We start from the raw sequence: 16856 nt of genomic DNA, 5'->3' as shown, positions 1-16856 counted from the left end.
TTAGGTGATGAGATGCCTGGATAAGTATCTCTTCATCCAAAGGTTTTGCTGCCATTGCCGTTCATTGTCCCTTTCGCCATTTCCAGACGAAATAAGATAAGGTGGCGGACCGAATTCGGTCGTTATGGTCAAGCTGGATTTGCTTTTATTCAGGTTTATCCATTTTTGCCAAAGGGCCAGATGGAGAGCAACAATATCGCGGTATATCTTCTTTCTGACATCGGGGACCTGTGGTCCCTGTGTATACCCGACCCGTGCATGTATATGTCTCACCTGCGGCAAGATGCGGGCTAGCTCCTCCTGCCGATCTTCCAGCAAACTTTCCGAAACACAAAACCAATGGGAAATATCCAAGGTAAGCTTCAGATCCGGGTAGCTTTCCAGCATTGGTATCACGGTATGCAAGCCATAACTCCACTTATTACGGTGGGTTTCCTGAAAGATTTCGATTCCATACTGCTTTTCGATTCTTTCACATAAGCGCAAACCTTGTAGGACATCGACAGGAGAAAAGTATTCCCGCCCCATCTGTACCGAAATAAATTCAGGTGCAGCATATGCTTTCGCCAACTTCCCATAATAGGCAAGTTGTTCCTCCAATAGTTTAAAATAAGCCTCGGTTGTATCAAAGCTTTGCAGCACACAAGTGACGATGCTATATTTTAATTTATACTTGCTTAGCAATTGCAGCACCGATGTCGGGTCTATGTTTTCTCCGAAAGGAAACCACTCCACCCCAGCATAACCCGCTGCCCGAACACGTTCGAGGAAATCTGCCCAAGGAATATGTTCACTTCCCCATCTTGGATAAAAGAAATCCAGTTTTACCATGCTGTATGGTAGATTAGCGGATTTTGTTCATCATTGTTCAATAGGTCACCCACCTGTAATGTCCCCCGATAATCATCCGGTAGAATGTTTGCCTGTCCATTGTAGACATTCCCATCGGGCATATATGCACAGGTCATAGCCCGTCTAAATCCATTGGTCATATTAGGACCAGCACCATGGATTGTCAATCCATTGTGAAAGGTACAACTGCCCGCTTTAAGCGGTGTTGCCACCGGATTTACCGTTGCCATTTGCGGGTAATGTTCAAAAATTGTCCCCATATTTTTTCCGATACCCAAATTTTCAAATCCCGTATGTTTATACGACTGGGGAACGAAATACATACATCCATTTTCTAATGTCGAATCGTCCAAGGCAATCCATATCGAGAGCGCTTTACGATCTGAAAAAGACCAAAAAGGTGTATCAAGGTGCCAAGCTGTAGGATTCGCAAAGGGGCGCTTAAAGAGCGCTTGATCGTGCCAGATGCGAATACCATCAACGCCAGCAAGTTTCGCCGCCATCTCACCAATACGCTTATCCACCATCAGTTCCTTTACCTGATCGCTCGTCTGCCAGAGGTTCAATAACTGGTCAAATACTTTTCCGAAATAGTCGGCATCCTTATTAATACCATCATCTTCCCCTACTTTTGCTTCCTTTCCGGGCATCTTCTTTCCGGCACGTTGCTCCACCGCATCGAAAACAATTCTTTGCCATGTTGCCAACTCTTCCGCGTCCAGAAAATCTTCTATAACGATGTAACCATTCTCTTGGTAAAATGCAATCTGTTCTTCGGTCAATTGGTTCTTCATATCATTAAATTTTAGGTTTTATGGAATTATATTCAGCTACTTGAAAATACGCAAGATTGAACGAAATTGTATCCTGAACTATCCTGTAAATAATCAGTACAGCTTGCATGCCCCAATGATGAGATCATGCAAGTGTCTGATAATATAAGCTTCATTGTCCCATTTTGATATATTTAGTTTTGCACCATTTTATTGTTATACAACATTTCATCCAATGGAATCTGTAAGGTCATTTTATTAACAGGATAGCTAGATTTATCCACGTGTGTAGGTGATGCAGCACGGTTGATAGCGATATTCCAGCGTTTGTTGTTATAAAATTCGCGTCCCCCTTCACCCCAGAGTTCTAACCTTGTTTGAAACTGTACCATCTCCAAGGCCGAAAGACCTTGCATGGAAGTATAGTTGTCGCAAGTCAATGGCGTTGTCCCAGATTTTGTGCGTGCAGCCAACAATGTATTGAGTGTTTGTTTCGCTCCCTGATCATCCTTATTCTGCGCCTGGGCCTCCGCTTTCATCAGCAGGATTTCCGAACTGCGCATATAGTAACAGCTCACACGGCCGACATTCTTTTTGTCATCACTGCCCAGACCGTGAGTGGCGGCAAATTTGAGATTCGTATACAAGGGTATTGTCCTTTTATCGCCATTTGTTGGATAAGTGTAATCGCCCCAGTCTGAGGCCATAAAACAATTTACACGGTAGTCATGATTGTCTATTTGGGCATATAAACGGTTGTCTATACGTTGAAAACCTTGACCAATTCCACCATTGCCTTCAGCAAAACAGTTCATCCACCAGTTATGTACCGTTACTGCCTCGCCCAGTGCAAAACCAAAAAGCACTTCGGGATTGATGCTGATGTTGAGAAAACCATTTTGCTCCGGCCTCATTTCAGGAGCGGCCTGTGTCCCTTTGTTGGTAGCGCCATACATAGCCTGACTCATCAAGGTTGGGTACTTGCTCAGAATTTCATTGCTGGCACTGATGGTAGTATTCCAATCGCCAGTCCATAGCGACACCTTAGCCAACATAAAATTGGCTACACCAAGATCAAAGTCAGAGGGATCTGCTGTAAAACCAATTCCTGCCTCTTTAAACAGTCGAATAGCCTCATTGATGTCATTTTTAATGAAGGCATACGTTTCGTCCGCTGTGGATCGGGCCTTGCTTTCCTGAACGGGAGAATAAGTATCATAGAGTGGCATGCCCAACTTGTTCTTTCCTCCCTGTTGATAAGCATTCTGATAGTTTTCCATCAGATAGTTATAGGCATAGGCACGTAAGATCAACCCGCGGCCTTTATATTCCTGCAGTTTTTTATTGGTACCAACCGTTGTTGGATTAAGATAATTCAGCATTTTGTTGGCTGTATTAACCATATTCCAAGCATAGTTCCAGTAAGGTGTGTTTTTGTCGGAGGCATCAGAAATAAAATCCAGCAGGTTGTATTCATCCGAACCGAAAATATTTAATAACCTATTTCCAAGAACAATATCATTCCCTTCCAGATTACGCATCACATCAAACCCTTGGTTGCTGCCATAACGCGATTCGGAGGATAGTGCCCCAAAATTGATCAATTTAGGCATATTGTTGGCCATACCACCAAGCACCGCCTGGATCTTCTTTTCGTCACCACTTTCGAGCAGCTTCCGGATCTGTTCATCCGTTATACTATTTGGCGGAGCAATATCCAGATCCTTGCTACAAGAAAATAATAATGTCACAGCCAATGCACATAAAAATATCTTTTTCATCTGTATAATTTTTTTTCAGTTGTGATGAAGCTATCAGATTTATTCATCGAGTGTATGTTTTAAGCGGCATTCATGAGCTCGCTTTGCTCGGTTGGAATAAATAATGATGGTTTCATAATCGAATTCATTTTAACATTAAAACTCCAGACTGACACCACCTGAGAATGTCCGCATAGTAGGATAGGAATAGGCCGCCACTTCAAATCCACCCACCAGTGATTGACGTGGATCGATTCCCGAATGGGCCGTTTTCATAAAAAGATTATCCCCTGAAGCGAATATTCTGAGTTTCTTGATCTTCATTTTTGCCAGTACATTTTCCGGCAAGGTATACCCTATAGTGATATTCTTAAAATTAAGGTACGAAGCACTAAACAGGCCTAGATCGCTATATAACCAGCTCCCCGTGGTAGCTCCGTTACCATAAGTATTACCATACATCACCATGGGGAATTTTGCACCGGTATTATTTGGTGTCCATGTGTTACCAATAAGTTCTGAAGAGAGCGCTTTACCCGGATCCTCACTGACATACAGGTTGTTTCCATATTCTGTACTGAAAAACTTTCCTCCCAGCTGATAAGCCAAAGCAAGGTATAGGTCAAAGTTCTTATAGCGTAAAGAAGTACTAAATCCGCCGATCCATTTAGGAAGCGCACTCCCCATTTCATATCGGCTTGCTTTTGAATAGTCTGTAGTCGTCAGACTCTCCCCCTCTTTATATCCGGGATAAGTACCCGCATCGACATCGGCTTTGGTGACCTGATGGTAAAATAACGGTAAACCTGTAGTCTGGTCAACGCCACCATATTTTAGCATATAGAGGTTAAAGAAATCTTTATTCACCCCACGTAAGTAAGTGATATTTGCGACCGCACTGGTTCCCGCAGCTGCCCAGGCATCGGTTCCAGCTGTCCAGTTACCTCCCAGGGCATCTGACCCAACACCACTGGGTACTGCTTTTAATTTTGTTGTATAATGTGTTCCGTTGGTGGACACAGTCCAATTGAAATCCGGTTTCTTAATGATATCAACAGAGAGATCAATTTCAAATCCCTTGTTACCTATTTTTGCCGAATTCGTTGCGATCGAAGACTGTCCCTTAGAAATAGCGATCGGCTGGTTCCAGATAGCATTTACCGTAACACGATTATAATAATCAAGCGATCCACGTACCCGTCCAAGGAAGCTAAAATCAATACCTGCATCCATCGTATGGATGTTTTCCCAAGTCAATTGATCGTTGACATAAGCATTTTGGTTTAACGTAATATTAGCAGGTATGCCAGTTCCGTTGGTGGTCTGGGTGTAAGTGGCCGAATAACTCCAGGTCTGATACCCCGAATAATTGGAGATACCATTTTGGTTTCCGATCACCCCATAGCTGCCCCGTATTTTCAGGAGATCAATCCAGTTTTTGGCATTTTGCATAAAAGGTTCGCTATCCATACGCCAACCTCCACCAACGGACCAGAAGGTGCCCCAACGTTTGTCTTTCAGTTTGAACTTCGACGATCCATCCCGACGTACAGATCCCTGGAAAAAGTACCTGTCATTGTAGTTATAGTTGATTCTAGAAAAATAACTTTCCATAGTCCGTTTATCCTCGCCGCCTCCGGGATTAGGGAAGGTACCACCATCATAACGCCCTACAAAATTGATATACGATGGAAATTCATCGATCAAGGCATAAGATGAGCGATAATTTAGTTGCTCGTTTTTGAATGAATCATATTCATGGCCCAGGAGTCCCTCCAGATTATGCAAGCCAATTGTTTTTGAATAATTAAGCAATTGTTGAAGATTCAGGATCGTTGTATTGGATGCTGTTTTACCAAAAGCACCTATACCAGCAGCCTGCCCTGATTCACTATTCCAATAGCGAGTACGCATTTCGTTGAATTTGTCCATCGAAACATTCGCTGTAAATGTAAAATCATTGAGAAATTTAGCCTGTCCATAAACCCGTGTTGTCCAGTCATCAGATACGCGTCGATCCAGATCATTGTCTAATACTGTCAACACATTCGTCGATGAAAGCGCTGCCGAGGTCAGACCAAGTGGAGAATAGGTATCTCCCGCAAGTACATGCACTTTATTTTCTCCATTTTCATTAATCAATGCACCATTCTGATCACGCGCATATAGCTGAACCAAGGGGTTTTGCCCGTTTATAAAACGAAATACATTTGCTGTTGAGCTACCTGGATTCCGTCCAAAGCGCGTCGCTGGCGATTGGGTGGTCCGATTGGAATAACCAATGTTAGCGCCTAGTTTCAACCAGGTATTAACCTGCGCATCGAAATTGGCCCGACCGTTATAGCGCTTAAAAGAAGAACCCCGGATGTAGGAAGGATCCTCAAGGTATCCGCCGGAAAGAAAGTAACTTACTTTCTCATTACCACCAGAAGCTGACAGGTCGTAATCCTGCCGCAATCTATTCTCTAGCAAGTAATCGTCATAACGATCGCTAAAAAGCAGACGCGCATTGGGATTTAATTTACCATCCGTATTCACGAGATAAGAACCACTCATGGTTGAACTCGCATCAGCACCGGTGCCAGATGGCGTATAAACGGCACCAGGAACATCATATAACATCCAATTTCCTAAGCTGTTTCGCTGAAATTTAGTAGTTGAACCGATATAATCAAACAGGTGGGCACTCGCAAATTCGGCAGCCTGTTCATGTGACATATTGGGGTTCTGCACATTGGTGGTATATCTTTTTGAGATTCCCGTGCCATCCACTCCGTAGCGTGCTGAATTATAAATCGAAAGCCAGGCAAATTCATAAATATCTTTTGGATCAGAGATTTTGTCAAACTGATAGGGACCTACCTGATTGACGCCTAATTTACCTTCAAATGAAATCCGTGTTTTACCGGACATCCCTTTCTTTGTTGTCACCAAAACCACACCGTTTGCTCCACGTGCACCATATAGCGCTGTGGATGCAGCATCTTTCAAGACAGATATACTTTGGATATCCTTTGGATTTAGTGTTGCTAGTGGATTATCATTTTGCGCGGGCACACCGTCGATCACAACGAGTGCATTTGACGTATTCTGACTAGCAGAACCGATACCGCGCACCCGAATCCCCATGTCTATCCCCGGTTGACCATCTACCGCTGAGACCTGTATACCCGGAGCGGCCCCTTCCAGCGCCCTGCTGACGGTAGAATTGGATTGCATGTTTAATGCCCTATTATCGATCGTTGATACAGATCCCGTCAGGTCTTTCTTTTTAGCTTCCCCATAAGCTACCACCACAACTTCATCCAGTATCGTATTATCCTCCTGTAGTTCGACACGAAGCGGGGTACCGACAATACCTTCAACACTTTTGGTCATGTACCCCACATATTGGACTGAAAGCACAACCTTGTTGTTACTTACGGACAGGGTAAAATCACCATTTTCATTGGTTGAACTGGCATTTTTACCACCGACTTCTTTAACCGAGACACCGGCAATGGGTTGACCGCTCTTGCTATTGACCACATGACCTTGAATAGTTTTCGCGATCTGGGCAATTAACGTAAACGGCATCCCCATCAGCATTGTCACGCAAAGAACTAATGAGTAATGTTTTAATTTACTTTCCATTCTGATTAGAGGTTTAATTAATTTTGGTTTAATTTGTTCGTAATTCTATATCGAAGTAATAGAAAACAAACTGAATAGCCATACCGTACTATCCTGTTCTAAAATGATTTACGAAATATTGTGCGACGTAAATAATTTCAATTCCAATAAATTGGCTGGTATGGTAGATGTATTCCAATGTTGATGCATAAGTAGTGCGGCACCCAAGGCTGTCGCCTGGGGCATCGTTGCCGCAAACACCTCAATATCCAGAAACTCGCGGGCCATTAGGCTCATATATATGGGGTTTTTACTAAATCCACCATCAACGAATATCCGGGATACAGCTGTGTCCTGCAATACTAATCTGGTCGCTGCAACTTGTGCTTTCACCAAATGAAATAACAGGCTGTGATAGGCTATTTCGTAATTGTCATAACGCTGTAAGTCTATTTTTTCAAAAGACTTTAATTCTGTGAGATGATCTTCAGCTTCCAAACAGGCAATAATGCCCCAGTCAATTTCCATTAATCTGAATTTGGCTATTGTCACCTGATAGAAATCCGCAATACGTTTTGATTGTATTTCATGTTCATATCCGGCAAATAAGCGCGATGCCTTTACCGGTTTACCCAAATACGACAAATAGAATAAGCAGTCCTGTTGAAGTTCGCTCATCGTCAATCTGGTTTCATTGAAGGGATTCAGAGAAATACACCAAGTCCCGGTAGAAATTAAGACAAAGGGTTCCTGGAAGAACAGAAGATAAGGGATCAATGCCGCCGAGCTGTCATGAAGGCCCACACCTACCAGATAAGATTTCCCTAAGAACGTACTTTCAAATGCCGTATCGCCAGGAAATATCTTCGGGAAAACATGGACCAGTCCTTCATCCTCCACCCATTGGTGGTAGCTATTTTTATTGAAGTCCCAAAGTGCAGTATGACAACCTATACTGGTCAAGTCCGCACAAAGTTGGCCCGAAACCAAGAAGCTTAAATACTGGGGCAGGTGCATCGCATGGGCAATATGCCGAAACAAATCAGGTCGTTCGCGCTTAAGGCGCAAAAGCTGTAAACCGGAATTAAGACTTCCTAATGGCGGGGATGCAGTCTCTAAGGCAAAAACGGCCTCTCCGCCATAGGTATTGTAGAGTTGTTGTTGAATAGCAAATGGAAATTCCTTAAGGTAATTATACAGGGGAGTTAAAGGTTTCCCATCGACATCAACATACACCAGGCTGGCGCCATACGACGCAAAATTAATTGCACGGATATCAAATTCATGCTTACGCAGCACCTCATGTAGGGCATCAAATATAGATAGACGCAGGCTCTCCAAATTTTCGCAGGGATCTCCATCTTCGTCTACAGTTTCCATAAATCGAGCAGAACGCTCCCAGACTACTTGATAATTTTGATCAAATAAGAGCAGTTTTTTATTTGTTTTTCCAACATCAAATACGGCAACGACAGGTATAGGTTTATTTTCCATGTCGGTTGTCATTTAAAGGCCTGTCGCTACACTATTACGTCCTCTTTCTTCTACCAGTTTTTCCCGTATACCCAACGTTCTAAATAAACTTATCGGATCGAGTGCAGCACCAGTGCGCAAGCGGGCTTCGGCTAGCAGCGGCCTCACATCTGTACGAAAAGCTTGTTGTAAAATCTCTTGGGCGGCAACAACATCATTTTGGCTTTGAGCCTCCCGGAGGTACTTCCGATCAATCAATAAGGCCTGTGCATAGGCAATTTTAATGGCTTCCACAGATTGTAATAGATCCACCAAAGGATCCTTCAGGTTATGAGAAGCATCAATCATCCATCCCAACCCCGAATCATGGGCCATCCCTTTTTCATCCATACCATCAATCAGTTCACTGAAAATCAAAAACAGCTGGTAAGGTTTCATACATCCCGCAGTGAGGTCATCATCGCCATACTTGCTATCATTGAAATGAAAGCCGCCCAATTTACCTTCCATCAACAAGAGGGAGACAATCTGTTCAATATTTGCATTGGGAAGATGATGTCCCAGATCAACCAGGGTGAATGCTTTGGGTCCGAGCTTATTTGTCAACAAGAGGGATTGTCCCCAGTCGCCAATGGTTGTCGAATAAAAGTAAGGTTCGAAAGCCTTGTATTCAACAAATAACTTCCAGTCCGCTGGCAGATGACGATAGATTTCCTGCAGACTGGAAAGTGTATGTTGAAATGCCTGACGAAAATTCAACTGTCCGGGAAATGATGAACCATCAGCTAGCCATACCGATAAACATTTGGATCCAAGCTCCTCACCATAACGTATCACTTCAATATTATGGTCAATAGCCTGCTGGCGAACAGCCGGATCAACATGATGCAATGATCCAAACTTATAGCTGTGTTGTTGCCCCTGTTGATCTTGAAATGTGTTTGAATTCATCGCATCAAAGTGAATACCTAAACCACTCGCGAATTGTTTTAATCTGTTTGCATCCTTGGGGATATCCCAGGGGATGTGCAAAGAAATTGCATCACTCGATCTATTCAATGCGTGGATCAAGCCCACGTCTTCAATTTTTTGTTCTAAAGTGGCGGGCTCGCCAGCGCCAGAGAAACGTCCAAAACGCGTACCTCCGGTACCCAGTGCCCAACTGGGAATCGCGATCTGAAATTTTTGCAGTTTTTCTAAGATGTCATCGATGTGAGGAATTTCATGAGAAACAAAGTCAAAGGCACGCCGATGTTTCTCCCGGAGCTGGTCATTATGTACTTCAATAGCACATGGGTCTAAAATCATAATAATTGCGTTTTCGGTTTATTTAAAATAGGGTATTGAGTTTCCTTTAGTACAGAAACTCAATACCGAAGATAGCTAAATTAGCGGACAAATGCCATGGCAACACCACCATCCACATTGAGAACATTCCCCGTGGATTTTGATAGTAGACCGCCTACAAAAGAGAAGCAAGCATTTGCGATATCCTCCGGTAAAATAACTTCATTCAACAATGTCCGCTTGGCATAATAAGCTGGCAGCTCTTCTACCCGGATACCATAAGCCTTCGCTCGACCTTCTGCCCAGCCCCCGGCCCAGATATTACTATCCGAGATGACCGCATCTGGATTCACAACATTCACACGAATCTTAAAAGGTCCTAACTCCGCTGCACAGAGCCTACTCAGGTGCAATTGTGCTCCTTTAGCACTCCCATAGCCGACATTGTTTGGTCCACTGACCAGTGCATTTTTACTGACAATATTAATAATATCACCACCAACCCCCTGTTGTTTCAAAATCGGAACCGTGGCCTGTGTCACCAAAAATTGCCCCTTGACCAATACATCGAATAGGAGATCCCAATCTGCCTGACTATGCTCTTCTATAGATTTTGAAATGGACAGTCCGGCGTTATTGACGATAATATCAATTCCGCCGAAAGCCAGCAATGTACGCTGTAGTGCTTTCAAAATCTGTTGTTCATCCTTCACGTCCATCGCTACCGAAACAACTGAATCTCTTCCAAACTCGCCGACAAACTCCTGCTCACAGCCCGCAAGACGCTCCGTATTGACATCGGTCAGGACAATGACTGCCCCTTCTTGTACCATTTTTCGCGCAATGGCTTTACCTATCCCGCCACCACTACCGGTCACGAAGGCAATTTTACCCGAAAGCGCCTTGGGTTTAGGCATGCGTTGTAGTTTTGCTTCTTCCAATAGCCAGTACTCGATGTCAAATGCTTCCTGCCTTGGCAAGGCGGTGTACGCGCTTATAGCCTCGGCTCCTTTCATCACGTTTATGGCATTCATATAGAATTCGGCAGCTACCCTGGCCGTCTGCTTGTCTTTCGCAAACGAAAACAAACCAACACCGGGGTACAGCACAATCACGGGATTTTGATCTCTGATAGCAGGACTATCGACGTGTTTACACTGCTCATAATAGGCCGTGTACATGGCGCGATAAGCGGTAAACAAGGGTTCAAGTTTCGCAGTGAGCGCTGCGCTATCGTCCAGATTCTCGGATCTATCCAGATTTAACACCAGTGGTTGAATTTTCGTTCGTAAGAAATGGTCCGGACAGCTTGTCCCCAAAGGTGCCAATCGTTCTAAGTCATTTGAATTGATAAACTCCAATACGCGTGCATCATCTGTAAAATGACCGATCATATGACGTTCACTAGAACAGAACCCACGCAATACTGGCATCAATTTCACAGCTTGAGACTCTCGTTCGGCCTGATCCAGACTGTCGTTCTTTTGACCACCAAAAACGGGACCTTTCTTTCCATAATTTTGTTCGAGATAAGCGGCGCAACGTTCGATCACATCCAACGAATTCATATAACAGGCATAGGCTGTATCACCCCAGGTAAATAAACCGTGCGATCCGAGCATGATACCCCGTATCCCTGGGTTTTCTTCGAGACAGGCACGTAATTGCAGCCCTAGATCGAAACCGGGCCGTTGCCAATCGACCCAGCCGATGGTCCCTTCAAATAACTGCTGGGTAATTTTCTTCCCATCTTTAGCTGCGGCAATTGCAATCGCAGCATCCGGATGCAAATGGTCAATATGTTTGAACGGCAAAAAAGCATGTAGAGGCGTATCTATTGAAGGCGCCTTGGAGGCAAGGTCGAAAATACAATGATTGAACAGCTCTACCATTTCATCTTCCTGCTGTATACCTTTATATACTCTTTCAAGATTATGCAGGCGCTCCAGATACAAAGCGGCAAGTCCCGATTTTTTCAGGGTTCCAATATCACCACCGGAACCTTTTATCCACATCACCTCGACATCTTCACCTGACAGTGGATCCAACATATTGACTTTACAGGAAGTATTTCCACCACCATAGTTGGTAATGCGAAGATCTGCTCCCAAAATATTGGAGCGATACAACAGCAATGCGATCTCATCCTCGCCAAGCGATTTTGCTTTTTGTTCATCCCATAAATTGTTTACGTATTTGTATGTTTTCACTTCTTCCATATTTATATTTTTACACTAATTTTCCAATGTTTTTGCAAAGCCCACGACACAGATGGACAGGATGATGGTGATTATACCAGCGATAATAGATCGGTGGGTAGCCTGGTCGACCCCCTTCCACTCCTTCAATAAAATGCCCCAGGCATTTGAAATAAGAATGATAAAGGCCATATGTAAAATCCACGAGCTTGCGCCATTTCCAAGGCGGCTTTCACCCATGCCATAGAAAAAGAACTGTAGATACCAAGTTGTACCGGCCAGGGCGCAGAGCAGGAGATTCTGCATTTTCGGAACTTCCTTTTTTGTATACTCCGAAAAGGTTTTATTTTTAAGTAAGAGGTAAAGGCACCAGAGAAAGTTGGTTGTAAAACCTCCCCAAAGAATGACGATGTAGGTTACGTTATTTTGATATAAAAATTCTCCTTGTTCCGGATGGTTAGCTTTCCATAGCACATTGGCAACGTCAGCCATCGGCTTGCCCGCCTCAATGCCAAAATTAAAACAGGCGCTCAGAATGCCCGATATAATCGCCACGGTAATACCCAAGCCGAAATTGTAATCGGAGCTCCCTGCTTTCGAAAAGGAGGCAAGATGTCTTTCTTTCGATACCCCTGCCTTTCCACAGAGATAGACACCCAGCACACATAAAGCGAGCCCCAGAAGAATACATAACCCAGCGTTACTGGTGAAAAAGTAGTCTATTCCGTGCTTACCCGTTGTTGGATAAATGAAATAATAAATGCTTGGCATCAATGAGCCGAAAACCATACTTAACCCCAAAATAATGCTGCTTCCCAACGAGACACCCAGATAGCGTACGCCCAGTCCATAGGTCAACCCACCTATCCCCCAGAGGAGACCAAAAAGAAATGTATAGCCAAGAATGCTGTTGCTGCTTCCCTTTATAATGTCCATAAAATTGGGTATGGTCAGCATCGCCGCTACAGGAGGAATAATAATCCAAGAAAAAAGACCACCAAGAATCCACATGGTTTCCCAGGACCAACCTTTAACCTTCTTATAGGGTACATAAAAGCTTCCTGAGGCAAAACCGCCTATAAAATGAAATAAAACTCCAAAAACAGCATTCATAATAATCGTTTAGGTATTACGAAAACTAAAATATACCTTTCCATCGGCTCAACTGTTATGAACTGTTATGGGCTTTTGAGAATACCTTTCTTGTCATTGCATATAAAAAGGATTTTAACTAAGTTTAGCTAGAATTAATACACTGAAATTTTTGAAAAAATATCTTTTATTCCTAGATACCGAAACCTCTGGCTTGCCAAAAAAATGGGATCGAAAATATACGGATAGTGAAAACTGGCCGCATGTACTCCAATTGGCCTGGATTATTTTTGATGAAGAACAGCAAGAGGTCAAACGTAGCAATAAATATATCTATGAGCCATTGATTCCGATCAGTCCGGCTTCTGAACAGATTCATGGTCTTACACCGTCCTTTTTGATGAAACATGGTGAAAAGAAGAAGGATGTACTCCGCAAGCTCGCTCATGATATCAAAAAATACCAGCCTCAGCTGATTGGTCATTTTCTTTCTTTCGACCTCCAGGTGCTCTGCGCGGAATATCATCGGGTGAACTTACCTATTCCGTTTTATGGGCTGAATTATTTTTGCACCTTGTTGCACAGCAAAAGATATGTACGCAACCCCAACATGGTACACCTTCCATTGGCCTTGCTACACGAAGCTCTGTTCTCCGAAGCCCCTACAGCATTACACAATGCCGAAAAAGATGCTGCGATTACAGCAAAATGCTATTTTGAGATGGTTCGGCGGACAGAGCTCAGTGAAGGGGATGTCTGCAAACAGCAAAGAGAATTCAATAACATCTTATCATGATATCTACTATGAAAAATGCGGAAGACATCCTAGCCGTGCTAAAGTCAACCCACCCCTTTCAAGTACTGCCCGAAACTGTTCAGATCAGTCTGATTGAACTGATGTATCCCTACCGTTTCACAAAAGACACTTTGGTCTATCGACAGAATATTACCGACATGGAGGGTGTCGATTTAATACAGAAAGGTGAATATGAAACTTTTTTCTTGGATAGTTCGGACAACAAAAGGCTGATTGAAATCCATCATAATCCCTATTGCTTTGGTGGAATCTCCGTATTATTGAATCGAACAAAAGCACTAAAATCTGTTCTTGCAAAAAAAGGAACGGTCATCTATCGGTTGCCACGAAAGAATTTTATTGAACTCTGCAATGCCAATGAAGAATTCTTTCAGTTCTTTACCAATTCCTTCGGAAAACGGATGTTAGATGAAGAGTTCGCCCATTTTGTCAAATCACCAGCCACCTTTGAGGAAAGCTATTTTGCAGCGGATCAGCTCTATTCCCGTAAAATCGAACATATTGTATATAAGGATATTGTTGCTTGTACATCCGATACGCCTATTTATGAGGTTGCACGAACCATGGCTCAGCATAAAGTGAGCTGTGCGTTCATCAAAGATGAGGAGCATATCATTGGCTATGTCACCGACATGACCTTGAGAGACCGTGTTATAGCACAACAGGTAACTGCCACAGCAGCTATCGTTTCGGTTATGGACAACCCCATAGTCAGCATTTCCAATCAGGCCTACCTGTATGAAGCTGTACTCAAAATGTTCCATACAAAGTCCAGGTACCTGCTTGTTGAAAAAGAAGGTAAATACGTCGGCTTTCTAAGTCGCAATCGGCTCCTGAGCGAACAAGGACAATCTCCACTGGTTTTTATCCAATCGGTAAAACTTGCTGAAACACGCGAAGAGCTACGTGACAAATGGAACAATGTCCCCGAAATCATTCATCAGTTATTGGCTAGAGGGGTTAATGCTGAAATTGCCAATCAAGTCATCACCACCGTCGCAGACAGCATCGCCTTAAAGGTGATCGAGAAAGTTATCAAAGCAATGGGCGAACCACCGGCCAAGTTTGTATTTATGGTCACAGGAAGTGAAGGACGCAAAGAGCAGACACTGATGACTGACCAGGACAACGCTATTATATATGAAGACAAGGCCAACGAACAGCGGGAATATGTAAGGGATTATTTTCTAAAATTTGCACGTGAGGTTTCGGATCATCTAAATACCATTGGTTTCAGCTATTGTACCGGGGGCTATATGGCTAGCAATCCAGAGTGGACACATTCCATTTCCCATTGGAAAAATAATTATAAGATGTGGATTGAAGAAAGCATTCCGGAAAATGCGATTAAGTTCTCCACCTTTTTCGATTGTCGGAGGTTATATGGTGATCAGCACATCATCGACCAACTGAAAGACTTTCTGACAGTCGAGTTGCAAAAACCCAATGAGCGATTTTTTGCGTTCATCGCGAAAAATGCGCTGCAATACGAACCTCCCCTGACTTTTTTCAAAACAATAAAAACACAAACTATTGGGTCAACAGAAGTATTTAATATTAAGAAAGCAATGACACCCATCGTCGACCTCGTGCGTGTCTATGCGCTGAAAAATCAAATTTATGAAGAGAATACCGGCGGTAGGTTGAAGGCATTGTTGAATCTTGGAATATTTACTCAAGAACAATATGATGAACTCCATCAATCGTATTATTACCTGATGTCCATTCGGCTGAAAAACCAAACGAATCAGATTCGGATTGCGAAGTTGAATCCGGACAACTATATTGCGATGGAGAACCTGACAAAAATTGAGAAAGCTACATTAAAGGAAATATTTAAAACAATAGGCAATTTCCAATTGGGCATCAAGTTGAAGTTTACAAACAATATTTTCGGGTAATAGTAGGATAAACAAGAGGCATGTCGAACATCGAATCTATTTTAGTTCTATTGTCCTTTAATGTTTTACTGAAATATATTTCACTTTCAATTTTCGTTTTTTCAATAATTCCTTATATTTATCACAGGCATATGCTAGCTTTGTAGCTGGAATATCCGGATTAAATTTATTATAATAACGATAAACAACATGAGCAAATTGAGATTAGCATTTGTATTCTTTACGATTTTATTTATTTCATCGTACACTTTATTACAGGCTCAAACTCCTGCAGCAGCGCCAGTTACTGCCACTCAGCAGGCCAATGACGCTTACAAATACAGCCCGGATGGACTAAGAAAAGGGAGCTTGGCAAATCAGTTTGATCACTTAAATTATATATCAAAAAACAATTATGATTTCAAGATGGTCCGCAAAACCAACCTTGATATTGTAAAAAAGAACGTTGTTGATACTGTAGCCAAGTTACGCAAGGAAATCAATACACTCAAATCTTCATCCAGCAACTATACCTCCAATACCAAAAACTTACAGGATTCTATTCAGATATTAAAAGATCAGCTTGCGCAGGAACAGCAAAAAACAGATAGTTTTTCATTCTTGGGCATCAATACATCCAAAGGTTTATATAGTACAGTGGTCTGGACCATCATTGGAGTCTTAGCTGTCGCTACCTTTATTTTCCTATTCTCTTATCGGAAAGCCAAGGTTGACACCGTAGAGTTTCAGAAAACAGCAGAACAATCGCAAGAAGAATTTGCGACATTCCGTAAAAAGGCGATGGAAAAAGAGCAATTGCTGAAACGTCAATTGCAAGATGAATTAAATAAAAAGATATAGTCACAGTCTTTAAAAGACTATACTCGGCTGTTCTTATCGACCTGAAGCGACGCTTAATCGTAACCTCGCTTCAGGTCGATCACATTTAGATACCATGCGAATCTAATTGCATGTCCATTCGAAAAAGGAAGGGCTGATGTTAAAAAATAGATGACCAATATGTCGGAAAAAGTATATTTGTGGCTTCAAGAATCGAAACTAACAGAATTACAAGAGATAACATTTTGACCTCCATTAATAAAATTGTAATT

General features: G+C 42.7%; 11 protein-coding genes. 3 read left to right on the top strand and 8 right to left on the bottom strand.

Translation table 11 applies throughout. The features are described from left to right. The 8 genes from LC454_RS09655 to rhaT all read right to left on the bottom strand — a co-directional run bounded on the left by LC454_RS09655 (window position 1) and on the right by rhaT (window position 13068). Window positions 1-831 (bottom strand): sugar phosphate isomerase/epimerase family protein, encoded by an 831-nt coding sequence (locus tag LC454_RS09655; RefSeq protein WP_223581865.1) that lies wholly within the window; start codon window positions 829-831, stop codon window positions 1-3. Next, window positions 825-1646, bottom strand: a complete 822-nt coding sequence (locus tag LC454_RS09650; protein WP_223581863.1) for a phytanoyl-CoA dioxygenase family protein — start codon at window positions 1644-1646, stop codon at window positions 825-827. The genes LC454_RS09655 and LC454_RS09650 overlap by 7 nt, the downstream gene beginning before the upstream one ends. A 173-nt stretch (window positions 1647-1819) precedes the next feature. After that, window positions 1820-3406: a RagB/SusD family nutrient uptake outer membrane protein gene (locus LC454_RS09645; protein WP_223581861.1), complete on the bottom strand. Its 1587-nt coding sequence runs from the start codon at window positions 3404-3406 to the stop codon at window positions 1820-1822. 135 nt (window positions 3407-3541) lie between these two features. Next, on the bottom strand, window positions 3542-7018 hold the full coding sequence (locus LC454_RS09640; RefSeq protein WP_223581859.1) for a SusC/RagA family TonB-linked outer membrane protein: 3477 nt from the start codon (window positions 7016-7018) through the stop codon (window positions 3542-3544). A gap of 108 nt (window positions 7019-7126) precedes the next feature. Then, entirely contained in the window at window positions 7127-8491 is a 1365-nt protein-coding gene (locus LC454_RS09635; protein ID WP_223581857.1) for an FGGY-family carbohydrate kinase, read from the bottom strand. Window positions 8492-8503: 12 nt separating this feature from the next. Further along, complete coding sequence (locus LC454_RS09630; protein ID WP_223581855.1) at window positions 8504-9778, bottom strand: TIM barrel protein; 1275 nt, start codon at window positions 9776-9778, stop codon at window positions 8504-8506. 80 nt (window positions 9779-9858) lie between these two features. Next, entirely contained in the window at window positions 9859-11976 is a 2118-nt protein-coding gene (locus LC454_RS09625) for a bifunctional aldolase/short-chain dehydrogenase (protein ID WP_223581853.1), read from the bottom strand. Window positions 11977-11991: 15 nt separating this feature from the next. Continuing rightward, a complete protein-coding gene (gene rhaT / locus LC454_RS09620; RefSeq protein ID WP_223581851.1) occupies window positions 11992-13068 on the bottom strand; it encodes an L-rhamnose/proton symporter RhaT in 1077 nt (358 codons plus the stop codon). 151 nt (window positions 13069-13219) lie between these two features. Here rhaT and LC454_RS09615 point away from each other — a divergent pair, with 151 nt between their 5' ends. The 3 genes from LC454_RS09615 to LC454_RS09605 all read left to right on the top strand — a co-directional run bounded on the left by LC454_RS09615 (window position 13220) and on the right by LC454_RS09605 (window position 16605). After that, window positions 13220-13843 (top strand): 3'-5' exonuclease, encoded by a 624-nt coding sequence (locus LC454_RS09615; protein WP_223581849.1) that lies wholly within the window; start codon window positions 13220-13222, stop codon window positions 13841-13843. Continuing rightward, window positions 13840-15765: a DUF294 nucleotidyltransferase-like domain-containing protein gene (locus LC454_RS09610; protein WP_223581848.1), complete on the top strand. Its 1926-nt coding sequence runs from the start codon at window positions 13840-13842 to the stop codon at window positions 15763-15765. Before LC454_RS09615 ends, LC454_RS09610 begins: the two co-directional genes overlap by 4 nt. A gap of 189 nt (window positions 15766-15954) precedes the next feature. Then, window positions 15955-16605 (top strand): hypothetical protein, encoded by a 651-nt coding sequence (locus LC454_RS09605; RefSeq protein WP_223581846.1) that lies wholly within the window; start codon window positions 15955-15957, stop codon window positions 16603-16605. The last annotated feature ends 251 nt before the right edge of the window (window positions 16606-16856 follow it).

Source organism: Sphingobacterium sp. GVS05A (assembly GCF_019969845.1).
Taxonomy (GTDB): domain Bacteria; phylum Bacteroidota; class Bacteroidia; order Sphingobacteriales; family Sphingobacteriaceae; genus Sphingobacterium.
Note: the sequence above shows the minus strand (reverse complement) of the source record. Positions and strands in the feature narration are given on the sequence as shown.

Coding starts and splice junctions, on each gene's coding strand:
- LC454_RS09655 (WP_223581865.1), bottom strand. CDS start 831: ATGGTAAAACTGGATTTCTTTTATCCAAGATGGGGAAGTGAACATATT.
- LC454_RS09650 (WP_223581863.1), bottom strand. CDS start 1,646: ATGAAGAACCAATTGACCGAAGAACAGATTGCATTTTACCAAGAGAAT.
- LC454_RS09645 (WP_223581861.1), bottom strand. CDS start 3,406: ATGAAAAAGATATTTTTATGTGCATTGGCTGTGACATTATTATTTTCT.
- LC454_RS09640 (WP_223581859.1), bottom strand. CDS start 7,018: ATGGAAAGTAAATTAAAACATTACTCATTAGTTCTTTGCGTGACAATG.
- LC454_RS09635 (WP_223581857.1), bottom strand. CDS start 8,491: ATGGAAAATAAACCTATACCTGTCGTTGCCGTATTTGATGTTGGAAAA.
- LC454_RS09630 (WP_223581855.1), bottom strand. CDS start 9,778: ATGATTTTAGACCCATGTGCTATTGAAGTACATAATGACCAGCTCCGG.
- LC454_RS09625 (WP_223581853.1), bottom strand. CDS start 11,976: ATGGAAGAAGTGAAAACATACAAATACGTAAACAATTTATGGGATGAA.
- rhaT (WP_223581851.1), bottom strand. CDS start 13,068: ATGAATGCTGTTTTTGGAGTTTTATTTCATTTTATAGGCGGTTTTGCC.
- LC454_RS09610 (WP_223581848.1), top strand. CDS start 13,840: ATGATATCTACTATGAAAAATGCGGAAGACATCCTAGCCGTGCTAAAG.
- LC454_RS09605 (WP_223581846.1), top strand. CDS start 15,955: ATGAGCAAATTGAGATTAGCATTTGTATTCTTTACGATTTTATTTATT.